At 42.0% G+C, this 14,969-nt stretch carries 20 protein-coding genes; 12 read left to right on the forward strand and 8 right to left on the reverse strand.

Annotated features, from left to right (window positions below; translation table 11 throughout):
- The first annotated feature begins 2 nt into the window (after positions 1 to 2).
- The 8 genes from CRO16_RS07200 to CRO16_RS07235 all read left to right on the forward strand — a co-directional run bounded on the left by CRO16_RS07200 (position 3) and on the right by CRO16_RS07235 (position 5,100).
- Complete coding sequence (locus tag CRO16_RS07200; RefSeq protein ID WP_097055613.1) at positions 3 to 656, forward strand: NAD(P)-dependent oxidoreductase; 654 nt, start codon at positions 3 to 5, stop codon at positions 654 to 656.
- A 47-nt stretch (positions 657 to 703) separates the two neighbouring features.
- Positions 704 to 1,276 (forward strand): YceI family protein, encoded by a 573-nt coding sequence (locus CRO16_RS07205; RefSeq protein WP_097055818.1) that lies wholly within the window; start codon positions 704 to 706, stop codon positions 1,274 to 1,276.
- 125 nt (positions 1,277 to 1,401) lie between these two features.
- The gene (locus CRO16_RS07210; protein WP_097055614.1) at positions 1,402 to 1,839 is read left to right on the forward strand and encodes a DoxX family protein; all 438 of its coding nucleotides are present in this window, start codon (positions 1,402 to 1,404) and stop codon (positions 1,837 to 1,839) included.
- 100 nt (positions 1,840 to 1,939) lie between these two features.
- Positions 1,940 to 2,593 carry a DUF2652 domain-containing protein gene (locus CRO16_RS07215; protein ID WP_097055615.1) on the forward strand — a complete coding sequence of 218 codons (654 nt, stop codon included), beginning with the start codon at positions 1,940 to 1,942 and terminating at the stop codon, positions 2,591 to 2,593.
- Positions 2,594 to 2,685: 92 nt separating this feature from the next.
- Positions 2,686 to 3,123, forward strand: a complete 438-nt coding sequence (locus tag CRO16_RS07220; RefSeq protein WP_097055616.1) for an RrF2 family transcriptional regulator — start codon at positions 2,686 to 2,688, stop codon at positions 3,121 to 3,123.
- Between the two features lie 109 nt (positions 3,124 to 3,232).
- Positions 3,233 to 3,844: a DUF6448 family protein gene (locus CRO16_RS07225; protein WP_245858900.1), complete on the forward strand. Its 612-nt coding sequence runs from the start codon at positions 3,233 to 3,235 to the stop codon at positions 3,842 to 3,844.
- 34 nt (positions 3,845 to 3,878) lie between these two features.
- Positions 3,879 to 4,349 (forward strand): azurin, encoded by a 471-nt coding sequence (gene azu / locus CRO16_RS07230; protein WP_218839728.1) that lies wholly within the window; start codon positions 3,879 to 3,881, stop codon positions 4,347 to 4,349.
- Between the two features lie 109 nt (positions 4,350 to 4,458).
- Positions 4,459 to 5,100, forward strand: a complete 642-nt coding sequence (locus CRO16_RS07235) for a spermidine synthase (RefSeq protein ID WP_097055618.1) — start codon at positions 4,459 to 4,461, stop codon at positions 5,098 to 5,100.
- A gap of 220 nt (positions 5,101 to 5,320) precedes the next feature.
- Here CRO16_RS07235 and CRO16_RS07240 read toward each other — a convergent pair whose 3' ends face one another.
- Together CRO16_RS07240 and CRO16_RS07245 are read right to left on the reverse strand one after the other, a co-directional pair.
- Positions 5,321 to 5,665: a hypothetical protein gene (locus CRO16_RS07240; RefSeq protein ID WP_097055619.1), complete on the reverse strand. Its 345-nt coding sequence runs from the start codon at positions 5,663 to 5,665 to the stop codon at positions 5,321 to 5,323.
- A gap of 110 nt (positions 5,666 to 5,775) precedes the next feature.
- A complete protein-coding gene (locus CRO16_RS07245; RefSeq protein ID WP_097055620.1) occupies positions 5,776 to 6,171 on the reverse strand; it encodes a hypothetical protein in 396 nt (131 codons plus the stop codon).
- A gap of 173 nt (positions 6,172 to 6,344) precedes the next feature.
- Between CRO16_RS07245 and CRO16_RS07250 the strand changes: the two genes are divergently transcribed.
- The 3 genes from CRO16_RS07250 to CRO16_RS07260 all read left to right on the forward strand — a co-directional run bounded on the left by CRO16_RS07250 (position 6,345) and on the right by CRO16_RS07260 (position 10,062).
- Complete coding sequence (locus tag CRO16_RS07250; RefSeq protein ID WP_097055621.1) at positions 6,345 to 7,628, forward strand: L-lactate MFS transporter; 1,284 nt, start codon at positions 6,345 to 6,347, stop codon at positions 7,626 to 7,628.
- A gap of 147 nt (positions 7,629 to 7,775) precedes the next feature.
- Complete coding sequence (locus tag CRO16_RS07255) at positions 7,776 to 9,167, forward strand: serine hydrolase domain-containing protein (protein WP_097055622.1); 1,392 nt, start codon at positions 7,776 to 7,778, stop codon at positions 9,165 to 9,167.
- Between the two features lie 139 nt (positions 9,168 to 9,306).
- Positions 9,307 to 10,062, forward strand: a complete 756-nt coding sequence (locus CRO16_RS07260; RefSeq protein ID WP_097055623.1) for a PepSY-like domain-containing protein — start codon at positions 9,307 to 9,309, stop codon at positions 10,060 to 10,062.
- A 69-nt stretch (positions 10,063 to 10,131) separates the two neighbouring features.
- Here the strand turns inward: CRO16_RS07260 and CRO16_RS07265 are convergent, their stop codons facing one another.
- From CRO16_RS07265 to CRO16_RS07290, 6 genes are all read right to left on the reverse strand, one after another.
- Positions 10,132 to 10,956 (reverse strand): gluzincin family metallopeptidase, encoded by an 825-nt coding sequence (locus CRO16_RS07265; RefSeq protein WP_097055624.1) that lies wholly within the window; start codon positions 10,954 to 10,956, stop codon positions 10,132 to 10,134.
- Positions 10,940 to 11,434, reverse strand: coding sequence for a nuclear transport factor 2 family protein (locus tag CRO16_RS07270; RefSeq protein ID WP_097055625.1), 495 nt, complete (start codon positions 11,432 to 11,434; stop codon positions 10,940 to 10,942). The genes CRO16_RS07265 and CRO16_RS07270 overlap by 17 nt, the downstream gene beginning before the upstream one ends.
- On the reverse strand, positions 11,424 to 11,861 hold the full coding sequence (locus CRO16_RS07275; RefSeq protein ID WP_097055626.1) for a hypothetical protein: 438 nt from the start codon (positions 11,859 to 11,861) through the stop codon (positions 11,424 to 11,426). Before CRO16_RS07275 ends, CRO16_RS07270 begins: the two co-directional genes overlap by 11 nt.
- A gap of 70 nt (positions 11,862 to 11,931) precedes the next feature.
- Positions 11,932 to 12,960 carry an ACR3 family arsenite efflux transporter gene (gene arsB / locus CRO16_RS07280; protein WP_097055627.1) on the reverse strand — a complete coding sequence of 343 codons (1,029 nt, stop codon included), beginning with the start codon at positions 12,958 to 12,960 and terminating at the stop codon, positions 11,932 to 11,934.
- A gap of 21 nt (positions 12,961 to 12,981) precedes the next feature.
- Positions 12,982 to 13,755: a metallophosphoesterase family protein gene (locus CRO16_RS07285; protein WP_097055628.1), complete on the reverse strand. Its 774-nt coding sequence runs from the start codon at positions 13,753 to 13,755 to the stop codon at positions 12,982 to 12,984.
- A 17-nt stretch (positions 13,756 to 13,772) separates the two neighbouring features.
- Positions 13,773 to 14,105 carry an ArsR/SmtB family transcription factor gene (locus tag CRO16_RS07290; protein WP_097055629.1) on the reverse strand — a complete coding sequence of 111 codons (333 nt, stop codon included), beginning with the start codon at positions 14,103 to 14,105 and terminating at the stop codon, positions 13,773 to 13,775.
- Between the two features lie 132 nt (positions 14,106 to 14,237).
- Between CRO16_RS07290 and CRO16_RS07295 the strand changes: the two genes are divergently transcribed.
- Positions 14,238 to 14,957: a TerC family protein gene (locus CRO16_RS07295; protein WP_097055630.1), complete on the forward strand. Its 720-nt coding sequence runs from the start codon at positions 14,238 to 14,240 to the stop codon at positions 14,955 to 14,957.
- Positions 14,958 to 14,969 lie beyond the last annotated feature (12 nt).

Consider the following 14,969-nt stretch of genomic DNA (forward strand, 5'->3'; position numbering starts at 1 on the left):
AGATGAAAATAGCCATTATAGGCGCCACAGGGTTCGTGGGTTCCGAAGTCTTGAAGGAGGCTTTAGACCGCGGCCATGAGGTGACCGCCATCGCGAGAAACACAGAAAAAATCACTGCCAAAAATGAGCTTTTAAAGACCATAGCGGTAGATGTAAATGAAACTGCGGGGTTAGCCCGGGCTCTTAAAGGAAATGAAGTGGTGATTAGCACTTTTAATCCCGGCTGGACCAATCCTAATATCTATGAGGATTATCTGAAAGGAGCACAAGCGATACAGGAGGCTGTAAAGACTGCCGGTGTAAAAAGATTGATCGTTGTTGGTGGCGCAGGAAGTTTATTTCTGAATGAACGCACCCGCGTAATTGATGATCCGCGGTTTCCGGAAGAAATCAAGCCGGGAGCTACTGCAGCCTGTGAATACCTGGAGATCCTTAAAACTGAACAAGACCTGGATTGGACATTTTTTAGTCCGGCGATTGAAATGGCACCCGGGAAACTTCAGGAAAAAAAGAACACCTATAGAAAAGGCTTTGATAAACCCGTTTTTGACGAGCATGGAAAAAGTGACCTTTCTGTACAGGATACCGCTGTGGTCCTGGTAGATGAAGCCGAAAACGCCGCGCACATAAGGCAGCGCTTTACTGCGGCCTACTAATAAACATATAAATCAAACCTTAATAATTAAATCTAAAAATGAAGTTTATGAAACAAGTATTTTCCCTTTTAATGATCGCTTTTTTAAGCACCACGACTTTTGCCCAAACCACATGGAAAGTGGATCCTGCCCATACCCAGGTCTCTTTTGGAATTACCCATATGGGAATTTCTGAAGTGGAAGGAAGGTTCAACAAATTTGATGGGAGCATTGTAGCTTCAAAAGATGACTTTAGCGATGCACAGTATCAATTGACTATTGAAGTGCCTTCTATTGATACCGGAGTTGAAATGCGCGACAACCACCTTAGAAATGCCGATTTCTTTGATGCTGAAAACCATCCAAAAATGACATTTAAGAGCACCTCTTCCAAAAAGGTTAGTGAGAACAAATATAAAGTGACCGGAGATCTTACTTTCCATGGAATTACAAAACCTGTTACTCTTGACGTATGGTACCGCGGAACTGTAGAAAATCCTCAAAACGGTGATGTGATCTCAGGATTCGCCATTTCCGGGGAGGTAAAAAGATCTGACTATAACCTGGGCCCGGATTTTCCTGAAGCCGTATTGAGCGACAGCGTTGTGGTAGACGTGGACGGAGAGTTCAAAAAACAATAATCCCCCTTTTTTCAGGAAGCCGATGATCTTTTGATAGTTGATTATTAGATCGCCCTACCGGCTTCCTCTTTTTACAAACAGTTCTTTAACAATGACTTCAGTAAAAATAGGATAACATAAGAAAAATGAAAACATTCACAAATACAAACTTTACGACATCCCAGGTAGACCTGGTACTCATCATTTTAAGAATTGGAGTAGGAGTATTGATGCTTACTCACGGACTGCCTAAATTACAAATGTTGTTTGCGGGCGGAGAAATCCAGTTTCCCGGCGTATTGGGATTAAGCCCCGCAGTTTCACTGGCTCTGGCTGTTCTAACTGAGGTGGTAGGTTCCATCCTTATCATCATTGGTTTGGGAACCCGCTGGGTGGCTATACCCCTAATCGCAACCATGCTGGTGGCGGTATTCGTATTCCATATTAATGATCCCTTTGCCAATAAAGAATTAGGGCTGCTTTACCTGGTCCTTTATTTTCCTTTATTGATCCTTGGAAGCGGAAAATATTCTGTAGACCAGGTAATTAATTCCGTGCAAAGTCCTGTGACTGTGGAAGAATAATTGATGTGAGATGAAATTTAAAAATTCCGGTTTTTCGGGCAGGATTTTTATTTTAATTTACTGCAAATGAGGTAGTAACAGGGAGTTTAAATCGAAGGTCATGGAAATAGTGAGAAGAAGAAAGCTGAAAAAGGATACTACCCTGGGACCCGGAAATATTCTGATTCCCGACATAAGCGGATTTACAAATTTCGTCAATAACATTGATCTTATTTCGGGAAAGGAAATTAACCAAAGGCTCATAATATCGCTGTTGAAAGAGGACATCCTGGATTTGGAGCTTTCAGAAATTGAAGGAGATGCTGCCCTGCTGTATAAGTTCGGGAAAAAGCTGAAACCCAATGCGATTTTAAGACAGTATGAGGCCATGCTTTCCAGTTTTTATAAGGAGCAGGAGAAGATCAACAGGGAATTTGGGCTGGATTTACAGCTTTCCCTGAAGCTAATAGCTCATTACGGGGAATTTGGGCAGTACGAGCTTGGAAACTTTAAAAAATTGTTTGGCGCTCCCGTGATTGAGGCTCACCGGCTACTTAAGAATACGGTAAAGAGTCCCATGTACGTACTTATTACAGATGATTTGCTGGAAGGAAAACCTACTACCTCTGCAATTATGGATCCCAGGTTCTTACGAGGTAGTAAGAGATGTCAGTCCTATAATGATATCAGGAATATAGGCTACACGGTTTTTGATTACGAATCCAAATGTTCCCTGGCTGAAATTCTTGAGAGTAGCCTGGAAGAGGAAAGGTAAGCGTTATATCAAAGTTTTTCTCAGCTTTTCAAAAATGACCTTTTTCTCCTTTATTCTATTTTCTCTATTTTTGGAGTAGTTGAAAATAGTTTATGATCTCCAAATCCTGCAAATATGCCATACGCGCAGCCGTCTTTATTGCTTCTAAAGCAAGTGAGGACGTGAAGCTGGGTGTAAAAGAGATCGCGCGGGAAATTGAAGCTCCTACCGCTTTTACAGCTAAGCTTCTGCAAACCCTTAATAAGCATAAGATCGTCACCTCTCTAAAAGGGCCTTATGGAGGCTTCTTCTGTGAGAAATATCAATTGAATTTACCAGTGCTGGATGTGGTAAATGCTATTGACGGCCTCGCCATTTTTAAGGAATGTGTAATGGGTTTGCATCAATGTTCAGACGTGCATCCCTGTCCCATGCATCATAGGTATGCCAGTACCAGGGATGAATTCCTTAAGACTTTTAGCGATACTACCCTGTTAGGCCTGGCAAACGACATTTCTGCCGGGGCTACTTTTCTTACCAATCCGGACTAAACTCCTTTAGAATAATTCCTTTTATAAAGTTTGAAGTAATATAAAAGACAAGTTTGTCCTCTATGGATTTTTTTGCTTATCTTTGTTTAATAATTTAAAATTTCAGGCTATGAAAAAAGACGTGAGAAATGAAAGATGGAGGAGAATGTTCTTTATGGCTGCTCTTGCATTTGTTTTATGGATGCTCCCGCAGCAGGCTTCGGCACACTGCGACTCCTATGACGGTCCTGTTATTAAAGATGCAATGGCAGCACTGGAGGCAAAGGATGTGACCCCGGTTCTAAAATGGATCGAACCTCAACATGAAGAGGAAATTACCAGCTTATTCAAGAAAACTGTAAAATTTAAAAATGCTGACCCGGAGATCTATGAACTCCTGGAAAAGCACTTTTTTGAAACGCTTGTGCGTCTCCATAGAGAAGGGGAGGGAGCACCCTACACCGGACTCAAGCCTGCGGGTTCCACCTCAAAGATCATTCAGATGACCGATGCCGCTTTACACGAAGAAGAACCGGAACCTCTCATTTCCGCTCTCAAATCCCATCTGGAGAAGGTGGTAAGAGAAAAATATGAGAAAGTGGAGCGGCTCAAAAATGATAAAGATGCGTCCCCCGCGGCAGGCCGCAAATTTGTTACAGCCTATGTGGATTATACCCATACCATAGAAGCATTGCACGAGCTAATGACCCATAGCGACGATCCACATCCAGCCCATAAGTAAGAACTATTAAATTTTAATTTTTATAATCATGAATATGCATTTTTTAAGCCTAACAATCGCTTTTTTACTGGCATTGACCGGAATCAATCATAATCCCGGTATTGCCGCCATGAATAATACCAACGAAAACTTTCAGCCCGTGAAGACGATCGTTATCAATTCAAATGATCAGATGCGTTTTGATACGAATGAGATTCGCGTGAAAGCAGGGGAAAAGATCAAGCTGACTCTGAACCATACCGGAAAGCTTCCCAAAAATGCCATGGGGCACAACTTTGTGCTGCTTGAAGCCGGTACCGATGTTGCTAAATTCTCCCAGGCAGCTATGAATGCAAAAGCTACCGAATACATTCCTTCAAAAGGAGTTATAGCTCATACCAAACTCATTGGAGGGGGAGAATCCACAACTATCGAATTTACTGCCCCCAAAAAAGGGACCTACGAATTCATCTGTAGTTTTCCCGGCCATTACGCTATGATGAAGGGTAAATTTATTGTGGAATAACCTGTTTTTTTCTGAAAGTGCACGGGCCGGAAGATATTCTTTTGGCCCGTGTTTTTTTGAGCCTGTCATTTCCGGTTTCCGCTGAAGGAATTCTTATTTTTGCAGGGCTATGAAAAAATCCCTGAGTTACCTGTGGCCTCTTACCAAAAGCTACGAATCCCACTATAATGGCAAACTGGAAGTCACCTGGATCAACGGGCGAAAAGTGCTGGATAGTCAACATGCGAATTACTCCTATGGCCCCCTGCAGGAAGTGCTTGATCTCGGCCTTGCTGAAATTCGGGCAGATCGCGCTGCCCCTATCCTTCTCCTAGGCCTTGGCGGCGGAAGCGCAATTCCCCTGCTGCGGAAGAAATACAATTACTACGGAAAGATCACCGCGGTAGAACTTGATGCTTCCATTATAGAGATTGCAAAAACCGAATTCTCAATAGAGGAGCATCAACCTCTCGAAATAATTTGTGCAGATGCTGAAGATTTTGTGAACACGACCTCCGGTAAATTCGGATTAATTATCATCGACTTATTCCTGGACCTGCGGGTGCCCGAAAAATTCTTTTCCCAACTTTTTTGGCAAAACATTTCCCGCCTTTTGAGGCCGGAAGGCAAGGTTTTATTCAACGCCGGTATAAATTCTGCTCATGAGGTTCAAATCGACAATCTTCTGGAAAATGCCGGTTTTGATCTAAATTTCAGAAAGAAAGAAGAGGTGTATGGTAGTAACACCTTGTTATTTGCAGAACGTAATTAATCGGGAAATCCAAACTGCGACCTAATTTTTCTTTTCTAATTCACACTCATGCCTTAAATGCACATAGAATGATGTAATCTTTCACTTTTCTACTGCATTCTTATCTTTTCCAGCATCTTTTTCCTGTTTTCACTGTCAGGATTCATTAGAGTGGATCTGTCGTAATTGCTAATTGCTTTTTCTTTTAGTCCGTCCACCATATAGGCTTCTCCGGAAGAAGTCAGAGAATATTGTAAAAGCGCAGTAATACAAGTAGAACACCAATCAGGAAAATAGTAGTAAAAATGATCTTGTTGTACTTCGCCAGCCAGTTAGGTAAAAAGATATCAAAATTTTCCTTTTTTGAATCCGAATATTTTCTGGCAATTAAAGTAATTGGACAAAACATTTTGAAAAGAATCAGGATCAAACCTTCTCCCACAACTAATCCTATAGAGATCCAGGTAAAAGGAGTGATCTTACCGGATATTCCCGAATAGACGACGTAGAAAATAATAAAAACAAAAAATGACCACACCGCAGTGTGCAGCAATTTTATAAAGAGAAGTGCATTTTCTCTGCCCATCGCCCTGGTTTTTTTTCCGGAGGAAGGAATTATACCTAAAGTTAATCAAAAGCTGTTCAGGCTAAATAAGAAAAGATCGGGAATTCGAAGTTCAGAAATAGCAGCAAATACTACATGCTACCCATTAATATCAGGAAGAATATCATGGCAATAGCTATAGAAATAAGAGTGGGTTTCACCCAACTCTTCTTTTTAAAGGGAAAGTCACTGCCAATATACTTGTTCCAGAAGAACTCATTCAAAATGGCGGCTCCAATGACATTGGCGACAATTGTAAGGCTGGGAGAAAGGGAGAAAGCCTGCATGGCCACGGCAGTGGCGATCACAAAAAGAAATGCAAACAAACCTACTAAAAGCGTGGGTTTATTCTTTCCCAGGCTTCGCAGGTTTACCATGAGCAATGCGGCAGCAAAGATCGTTGAGAAAAGAATGGCGAACATGAGGATAAGCGTTTTGGAATAGAGTCCCGCTAATTCTTTTTCAAAGTTATCTTCCTGTTCGATCATAGGTAAAATCTGGTTTTGCGGTGGCAAATTTACGGGTTTTTGCCTGATAAATTTGCAGCAGGAACAAGCGATTTCCGGGGAAATTATCTGGTTGACTGACACTCATCATAAATCTGTTCGCCTGTATATTTTTATTTTGCCTTTTCAACCAATATGATGAACTTCCCGGCTGTATGAAAAAAACTAAGAACAGGTGGCTTATAGCCGCATCTGCGGTAGGGATCCACCTATCCATTGGTTCTGTCTATGCCTGGAGTGTATATACGACTCCCCTGACGCAACAGTTGGGGTGGGACCTAAAGGAGACCCAATTCACTTTTAGTCTGGCGATCTTCTTTTTAGGCATATCCGCAGCTTTTTTAGGTCATTTCCTGGAAAAGAAGGGACCCCAAAGATCGGGTATTTTGACGGCCATCCTTTTTGGAGTGGGTATTGCCGGTTCGGGTATTGCTATTGAATTGGAGTCGGTTTACCTCCTCTATCTTTTCTACGGTCTTTTGGGGGGAATAGGTCTTGGGCTCGGTTATATTACCCCTGTCTCGACCCTCATTAAATGGTTTCCCGATAAACCCGGGTTGGCGACAGGAATGGCGGTAATGGGTTTTGGTTTTGCAGCGCTCATCAGCAGTCCTCTAATAGTTTATCTAATAGGGTTTGTAGGGATTGCAAATACTTTTTACCTCATGGGAAGCATATATTTTATAGTTATACTTCTGTCTTCGCTGTATCTTGCTTCACCCCCGGCCGAATGGGCTCCGGTTAATGCCGGAAAGGTGACAAAGAAAGTGGAGCAGGCATCTGTGCAGCTCACGGCTGGAGAGGCGGTAAAGACCCGACGCTTCTGGCTGCTATGGCTTATGTTCTTTATCAATATCTCCTGCGGAATCGCTATAATTTCAGCCGCATCCCCCATGGCACAGGAATTTGCAGGATTGACCGTTGTGGCTGCAGCTACAATGGTGGGAGTGATGGGCTTGTTTAACGGCCTTGGCCGCCTAGGTTGGGCTTCCCTTTCAGATGCTATTGGCAGACCTAATGTCTTTAGTGCTTTTTTCATCATTCAGATGTTGGCATTCCTGGGGCTTCCGCAAGTGGAGGATCCTTTATTGTTCCAGCTATTCATCTTTGTGATCATCTCCTGTTACGGCGGCGGATTTGCCACCATGCCTGCTTTTCTGAAAGACCTTTTTGGCACCAAACAATTAGGAATTATCCTTGGCTATATGCTCACAGCCTGGGCGACGGCTGGCATGGCCGGTCCTTTATTGGCGGCTTGGGCGCGCTCCGTGTCCAACAGCTATAATTCGACCCTGTATATATTTTCGGGGTTTTTATTCGTCGCTCTCCTGCTTTCGTTGCTTATCCGGAAGGATATTCAGGGCCTTGAATCAACAACCCGGGAAGAAGAAAAGAAAATTAGATCTGTTGATGCTGCTGTGCACTCTTCGGAAGTATAAACATCTTCAGTTTTTTGATCAACCGTCAAAAGATCTGCCGGAGGTGACCATCTACTGATGCTTAACGTGCAGCTTTTCAAACATTTTGAAAATTATCCTGTTGGGAGGTAAGGAGATAACTAATATCTTTATTCTCTAAACCAATTCATGAAAAGATTTTTCACCTTTTTAATTATTTTGTCGCTCCTGGCAGTGGGAATAGTCATTTACATTTACTACCCCCGTCTCAATCTCATTACAGGTTTTGCAGCAAAGAACATGTGTTCCTGCGTTTTTGAAGCAGGAAGGGACCCCGAAACTGTAACCGCACAGGACAATAATTTTGATCCCGTTAATCTTGCTGAAACCGAGGTGGATCATGAAAATCTTTCGGCTTCTTCCACAGTCTTTGGTTTAAAGAAGCGTACGGCAGTTTATAATCAGGGGTTTGGATGTACCCTGTTACCGGAAGATTCCAAAAATAAAGATCTATTCAAATCCCGGCCAAAAAGGACATTTTTAGAAAGTAGTACTCCTTACCCCTTCGGAAATGAAAAACCCATAGACACCACTTTTGCTGAAGTTGATTATTCACAACTGGGTACAGCTCTTGAAAACGCCTTTTTTGAAGCCAATAAAACCAGGGCAGTTGTGGTGCTGTATAAAGACCACCTGATAGCTGAAAAATATGCTCCCGGTTTTACCGAAGAGACCAAATTGCTGGGCTGGTCTATGACAAAAAGTATAACCAGTGCAGTTTTGGGGGTGCTGGAAAAGAAGGGACAGGTAAATTTAAAAGAAGATGATCTTTTTCCGGAATGGGAAAAGGACGCAAGGGTAGAGATCACTTTGGATGATCTGCTTCAAATGAATAGCGGCCTGGCCTGGGAGGAGGATTATACCAAAATATCAGATGTCACAAAAATGCTGTTTTTAGCCGAAGATATGACCCGGGTTCAATTGCATAAGAAACTGGTAGGGGAGCCGGGAAGCGTTTGGAATTATTCTTCGGGGACAACTAATTTAATCTCGGGATTTATTCGGGATCAATTTGGTAGTCATGAAGCTTATCTCGATTTCTGGTATACCCAATTGATAGATAAGATAGGAATGCATTCCATGACCCTGGAGCCGGATCTTGCAGGGAATTATGTTGGCTCTTCCTATTCCTGGGCTACGGCACGCGATTGGGCCAAATTCGGGCTGCTTTACCTGCATAAAGGAAACTGGAATGGAGAACAGGTATTAAACGAATCCTGGGTAAATTATACCGTGCAACCTGTGGTAGGATCAGACGGACAGTACGGTGCGCATTTTTGGCTTAATGCCGGCGGAATTTATCCCGATGTTCCCCGCGATCTTTTTTCTGCCAATGGTTTCCAGGGACAACATGTTTTCATTATTCCTTCTGAAGATCTTGTAGTAGTAAGATTCGGCTTGGTGGAACATCCCGATTTCGACATCAATCTTTTTCTGAAACAAGTTATTGAGGCAGTAAATTCTAAAATTAATGGAGTTGTCCCTCAGCAAAAGCAAACTGTTTCAGAAGTTAAAATCTGATCAGTAAAACCTGAACCTCTTACTTAAATTGTAACCATTTTCTTTCCATTCTTAAAGTTCTGCTAAATCTGTAGCCATTTTAAAATTTGCTCTGCCCAAAGCCGTTTTTAAACAGAATAACCATTCAAAATTTTTAACAATGAAAAAGATCAAATTTTTAAGTTTAGCCTTTGTTGCTTTATTGAGCCTTAATTCCTGTTCAAGTGACGATGATGGAGATACCGGAACAGACGTAGATCTAAATCTCATTGCAGATAGTTCAGATCATCATGTCAATTCGGCCGCCCTTCCGCAGCCGGTTCTAACTTATATCAGTACCAACTATCCAGATAACACCATTCACGAAGCGGAAGTTGAAGACAATGGCCAATTTGAGGTGGAACTCAACAACGGAATCGAACTTGTTTTCGACGCACAGGGAAACTTTCTCGGAATTGACGACGATGGCGAGGACGATTTTGGGGATGAAGATATTGCCGCTGCAAATTTGCCGGAGAAGATCAGAAATTTTATTAGTACCCATTTTGCCGGAGCAAGCATTGAAGAAGCAGAATTGGAAAATAACGGGAATTATGAAATCGAACTTTCAACAGATGTAAAGCTCGTTTTTAATGCCAATGGAGATTTCCTTGGCCGGGTAGATGATGATGACAATGATGACAAAGATGATGAAGACATTGCCGTAGCCGATCTGCCCCAGTCAATTCGGGATTATATTGCTGAAAATTATCCCGACAATTCCATTATAGAAGCCGAAAAAGAAGATGATGGCACTTTTGAGGTTACTTTAAACAACGGGATGGAACTAAAGTTTGATGCAGAGGGAAATTTTGTGAGCGTCGATGATCATAATGGAGATGATGACGACGATGACGATGATAACGGGGAGGATTAAATTTTAGTTGTTTAAAATAAAAAGGGCTTCAAGTTTTTTGAAGCCTTTTTTATTCCCTTAAGACTGCTTTTATTCGCAGCTTATTTTTGTGTCTAAATCTAAAAATTGTGCGGCAGCAGTGAATTCTTTTTGCATGATGTGCCCGGTCCATTGATCGAGAAGCGCATCCATTTCCAGGCCGGTGGCATCTGAAGAAGCAGAGAGGCCCTCTTCCCAAATTAGCCGGAAGGATCTTACTCCATATTTTTCCATTACATATTTTACAAAGCTTCCCGCCTGCAGGTGAGCAGCAGCGCTTGAGAAATCAAGATCCTGTTCCAAAAGGGAAAAATCCTGAAGCTTATTTTCTGAAGTGAGTTTTGCCGCCCAGGCGTGCAGGTCTTCACCTCTACAATCGCCGGCTGCATAGACAGCCACACCTTCGCTAAGCCAGTAACCTGCAGGAGGACCCCAACTGCGCCAGGAATAAAGATGTCCCAATTCATGCCGCAAAGGGGGATTTACCGCGTCGTTCATGGTAAAAAAAGCTCCGTTTTCCTCAACCACGGTTCTTCCGCCGGCAGCAATGCCGGTAAATTCTTGCATCTCTTCTCTGCTTTCAAGGAAAAGGAGTGAAGGTGCAGCCTCTTGTTTTACTACCTGCAGGCGTTCCATAACCTGTTGTCGCGCCGTTTCTGCCTGAATCTTTAATTCTGCCAAATTTTCGGCTGCATAGGAATCTTCAGGAGCATACAAAATCAGATTTTGAGTTTTTTCGGAAATCCAATCAATTTCCGAAGAAGAAAGAGCAGAAGAGATGAGGCCGTCTCCTGATTTTCCGCAGCTTTGAAGAAGCAAAAGCAAAATAAGGAGCTTCAAAAATGCCTTTTTTGGCACTTTAGTTTTTATGATCATAGCTGAGCACCCTTTTTAATTTCCATTCCCCTTCAACAAGCAGCCACAGGTGAGTGAAAAGTGCAGTACTGGTTTGATACAGCTCTTTATCCGGTTCCTTAATGAAGAATTCATGCTGCCCTTTTTGAATGGCACCGTAAAGTTCCCCATTCCGGTACAGCGGAAAAACCTGAAGGCTCCCCGGGACCAGCTTTCGGATAGGCTTTTTATCCGGCGAAGAACAAATATTGTTGCGAACGTTGTTCAGGAAATCCTCTTTATTGGTGGTCAAACCACCCTTATCATGATAGAATTCCAGATCTTCACTTATAAGGTGTTCAAATGCTTCAATCCTGCAATGGTTAAAGCCTTCCGCGAAAAGCAGACTGTCGTTCTTTTTTAAGGTGAGGTAAAGTTCAGAATCTATGGTTTCCTGAGAAAAACCCGGGAAGGAGATCAGTGCCATTAGAAATATTAGAAAAAGTGCTTTAAGATTCATTTTTTGAAGGTTTAAAAGAAAGAATATTTTGAAGTTCTTCAGGTCTTTGTGTTCCAAGGCAGAACTTTTTGCCATCCTTAAGTTCAATAGCTAAACCTTTGCTCCCCTTTACATTATAGACAGTGCCATAGGAGGTGTAGAGCCTAATGCCCCAGCCGCCTACAAAGCCATAATCAACTACTCTGGCAGAGGAGATCTCACTCCACATAAATTCCTTTTTTACAAAAGGGAAGAATTTAAAACTAATTCCCCGGGCGTCGACTCTGGTGTCCAGCCTCATAAATAAAAAGAGCAGGCTCACCGTAATAAGGATGATAGGGCCCAGATTGCTCTGCACATAAAAAAGAAACATGCCAATCCCCAGAAGAAAGATCCATATCCACCACTGGGTAAATTTTTGAGACTCTACAAAAGTATATTCGCTCATCTTTTAAAGCTAAGAAAACTTTTCTTCTTACTTCAAATGAAAAGTTTTAGCTTGAAAAACTTTGGCCCTGTTAATATCGTTTTCTATTAGCGTAGTTGACCAGGGACAACATTACCGGCACTTCTACTAAAACGCCCACCACACAGACCAAAGCCGCCGGACTTTGTAACCCGAAAAGCCCAATCGCTACAGCTACTGAAAGTTCGAAAAAATTACTTGCTCCAATCATTGCTGCAGGCGCACAAACCTGGTGCTGCAGTTTTAACCTCTTACCGGAAAACCAGGTGATAAAAAAGATAAAGTAAGTCTGAATGATCAGTGGGACAGCAATGAGCAGAATAATAAAAGGATTGTTCAATATGTTTTCTCCCTGGAATGCGAACAGCAGAATTAAAGTAAGCAGGAGAGCAATAATACTTACCGGCTTGAACTTTGGAAGGAATTTGCCTGTGAACCACTCCCTGCCTTTTGAACCGATGAGTAATTTACTTGTCACTATTCCCGCGACCAGAGGGATCACTACATAAATTAGGATACTTAAAATAAGAGTTTCATAAGGCACCACAACATCTGTTATGCCAACAAGGAATCCAACAATAGGAACAAAGGCAAAGAGAATAATAAGGTCGTTGACAGAAACCTGCATGAGCGTATAGTTCGGATCTCCGTCGGTAAGATAAGACCATACGAACACCATGGCGGTACAGGGTGCGGCTCCCAAAATTATGGCTCCTGCGATATATTCCCCGGCCATTGAAGGATCGATAAAGGCTGCAAATATTTTGGTGAAAAAGATCCAGGCAAAAAAGGCCATAGTAAAAGGCTTCACCAGCCAATTCATCACCACGGTGAGCACAATTCCCTTAGGTTTACGACCTATTTTCTTTATGCTGGTAAAATCGATTTGGAGCATCATTGGGTAGATCATCATCCAGATAAGGATGGCAATGGGAATATTTACCCTGTAGATCTCCCAGCCGCTCACCACCTGCATCACATCGCCGGCAACATTTCCAATAAGGATTCCCGCACCTATACACAGGGCAACCCAGAGACTTAAATATTTTTCGAAAAAGGCGATTTGTTTTTCCTGGGGCATGAGATTGGGTTTTGCTGAAAATTATTTTCCTGTTCTTAAATTCTCTGCATAAGTATTGGGAAGTTTGCTGTTTTCCACAGCCTTTGCTGCTTTTTCCACCGGGTAATCAAATCTTATGAACTGTGGTTTAATACTTTCTTTTTTTGAAACTGAAGCACTTTCATTTATTTCCAGCAATACGTAGCAGCCACGGGGATCTCCATCTTTAGGCTTGCCTATGGATCCAAGATTGATCGCGTGCCGGTAGTATGGGTTTTGATCGTCACCGGAATTCAATATGCGGTGATAGGGCTTGTGGGTATGACCAAAGCACATGATATCTGCTTCAGCGTCTTCCATGATACGCAGCAGGCTTTTCTCTGCCCGGTCTTCAAAGAGGTATTCATTGATCTTTCGGGGGCTTCCGTGTACCAGCAGCAAGTTGAGCTTTTCCTCCTTCAGCTGATATTCCACCCGTATATGCGCCGGAAGATTCTTTAAATAATTCCTGTTCCTGTCTGAAATTAATTCGTTGGTAAGAGAAATGGAAACAGCACCATTGGCTTTTTCCTCTTCAGTTTTATAGGCACAACCACATTCGTTGCTGTTCCTGCCAATTCCGAAGTCATAATTTCCGGCAATAGTGGGTATTCTCCTGTTCCGGATCTCTTCAACCACTTCATTTGGCCATACATTATAACCAACGAGGTCTCCAAGACAGTAAACCGCATCTATATCTCTTTTGCCCAGATCCTGAAAAAAAGCCTCAAGGGCAGGAAGGTTGGCATGGATGTCACTAAAAAATGCAATTTTCATCGTAATTTATTTTACTCCTAACAACATTCTGAAGTGGTGGAAATATCACTGTCTAAAAATGAATTCAGCAATTTCTTCATCTCCATCCAGTTCTCTTTATGAATGCAATAACAAACGCTGGTGCCTTCTACATTTCCTTTTATAAGTCCTGCATTTTTTAGCTCCTTAAGATGTTGGGAAATTGTAGGTTGAGCAAGTCCGATCTTGTCTACCAGATCTCCACAGATACAGGAATCGCTTTGAAAAAGGTGCTGCAGGATAGAGATCCTTGCAGGATGCCCCAAGGCCTTTGCCATGTTGGCAATCCTGTTCTGTTCCTCAGTAAAAATTTCTGATTTTGTAATTCCCATAGATAGATTTATTAAATGCAATATTACAATAAAGAAGCAAAAAGCTCTGCTATATTGCTAATTTTTTCTAAGAGTAATTTGGATAAAAGTTAAGATGCTGTAACTTCAGCAGCTTAACTTAACCTTCAGAGTATGGAAATGTTTCTTGAAGTGGACACCTGGGTTGCACTTCTTACGCTTACGTTTATGGAAATCGTTTTGGGGATAGACAATATTATCTTCATTTCTATTGTAGCAGGTAAACTCCCAAAAGAACAACAAAACAAAGCCAGGATTGGAGGGCTCACTCTGGCTCTGCTCATGAGGATAGCGCTTCTTTTTAGTATAACCTGGCTTATTGGTCTTACAGAACCTGTTTTTTCAATGTTCGATTATGACTTTAGTTGGCGCGACATTATTCTGGCTGCAGGAGGGATTTTCTTACTTATAAAATCCATTTTAGAGATACATTCAAAAGTAGAAGGTGATGAACATGAACATGAATTAAAACAAATCACCTCCTTTGGCTATGCGATTTTCCAGATCGTGATGCTGGACATCATCTTTTCCTTTGACTCGATTTTAACCGCCGTGGGACTTACGGATGAGTTGTTGCTAATGATTATTGCCGTTATTGTTTCAATAGTGGTCATGATGATCTTTGCAAAGGCCATTGGAGAATTTGTAAACAAGTATCCCACTATTCAAATCCTGGCCTTATCATTTTTAATATTAATCGGTTTTATGTTGATAATGGAGGCGCTTCAATACCATGTTCCCAAGGGTTACATCTATTTCGCAGTCTTCTTCTCTCTAAGTATTGAGATGCTGAACATCAGGTTTAGAAAGAAGCAGGAGAAGGTAAAGACCTAACAACTCATCGAT

Source organism: Salinimicrobium sediminis (assembly GCF_900215295.1).
In the GTDB taxonomy this organism is placed as follows: Bacteria; Bacteroidota; Bacteroidia; order Flavobacteriales; family Flavobacteriaceae; genus Salinimicrobium; species Salinimicrobium sediminis.

Excerpts from the sequence above, each read along its gene's own strand:
- CRO16_RS07200 (WP_097055613.1), top strand. The coding sequence starts at position 3 with ATGAAAATAGCCATTATAGGCGCCACAGGGTTCGTGGGTTCCGAAGTC.
- CRO16_RS07205 (WP_097055818.1), top strand. The coding sequence starts at position 704 with ATGAAACAAGTATTTTCCCTTTTAATGATCGCTTTTTTAAGCACCACG.
- CRO16_RS07210 (WP_097055614.1), top strand. The coding sequence starts at position 1,402 with ATGAAAACATTCACAAATACAAACTTTACGACATCCCAGGTAGACCTG.
- CRO16_RS07215 (WP_097055615.1), top strand. The coding sequence starts at position 1,940 with ATGGAAATAGTGAGAAGAAGAAAGCTGAAAAAGGATACTACCCTGGGA.
- CRO16_RS07220 (WP_097055616.1), top strand. The coding sequence starts at position 2,686 with ATGATCTCCAAATCCTGCAAATATGCCATACGCGCAGCCGTCTTTATT.
- CRO16_RS07225 (WP_245858900.1), top strand. The coding sequence starts at position 3,233 with ATGAAAAAAGACGTGAGAAATGAAAGATGGAGGAGAATGTTCTTTATG.
- azu (WP_218839728.1), top strand. The coding sequence starts at position 3,879 with ATGCATTTTTTAAGCCTAACAATCGCTTTTTTACTGGCATTGACCGGA.
- CRO16_RS07235 (WP_097055618.1), top strand. The coding sequence starts at position 4,459 with ATGAAAAAATCCCTGAGTTACCTGTGGCCTCTTACCAAAAGCTACGAA.
- CRO16_RS07240 (WP_097055619.1), bottom strand. The coding sequence starts at position 5,665 with ATGGGCAGAGAAAATGCACTTCTCTTTATAAAATTGCTGCACACTGCG.
- CRO16_RS07245 (WP_097055620.1), bottom strand. The coding sequence starts at position 6,171 with ATGATCGAACAGGAAGATAACTTTGAAAAAGAATTAGCGGGACTCTAT.
- CRO16_RS07250 (WP_097055621.1), top strand. The coding sequence starts at position 6,345 with ATGAAAAAAACTAAGAACAGGTGGCTTATAGCCGCATCTGCGGTAGGG.
- CRO16_RS07255 (WP_097055622.1), top strand. The coding sequence starts at position 7,776 with ATGAAAAGATTTTTCACCTTTTTAATTATTTTGTCGCTCCTGGCAGTG.
- CRO16_RS07260 (WP_097055623.1), top strand. The coding sequence starts at position 9,307 with ATGAAAAAGATCAAATTTTTAAGTTTAGCCTTTGTTGCTTTATTGAGC.
- CRO16_RS07265 (WP_097055624.1), bottom strand. The coding sequence starts at position 10,956 with ATGATCATAAAAACTAAAGTGCCAAAAAAGGCATTTTTGAAGCTCCTT.
- CRO16_RS07270 (WP_097055625.1), bottom strand. The coding sequence starts at position 11,434 with ATGAATCTTAAAGCACTTTTTCTAATATTTCTAATGGCACTGATCTCC.
- CRO16_RS07275 (WP_097055626.1), bottom strand. The coding sequence starts at position 11,861 with ATGAGCGAATATACTTTTGTAGAGTCTCAAAAATTTACCCAGTGGTGG.
- arsB (WP_097055627.1), bottom strand. The coding sequence starts at position 12,960 with ATGCCCCAGGAAAAACAAATCGCCTTTTTCGAAAAATATTTAAGTCTC.
- CRO16_RS07285 (WP_097055628.1), bottom strand. The coding sequence starts at position 13,755 with ATGAAAATTGCATTTTTTAGTGACATCCATGCCAACCTTCCTGCCCTT.
- CRO16_RS07290 (WP_097055629.1), bottom strand. The coding sequence starts at position 14,105 with ATGGGAATTACAAAATCAGAAATTTTTACTGAGGAACAGAACAGGATT.
- CRO16_RS07295 (WP_097055630.1), top strand. The coding sequence starts at position 14,238 with ATGGAAATGTTTCTTGAAGTGGACACCTGGGTTGCACTTCTTACGCTT.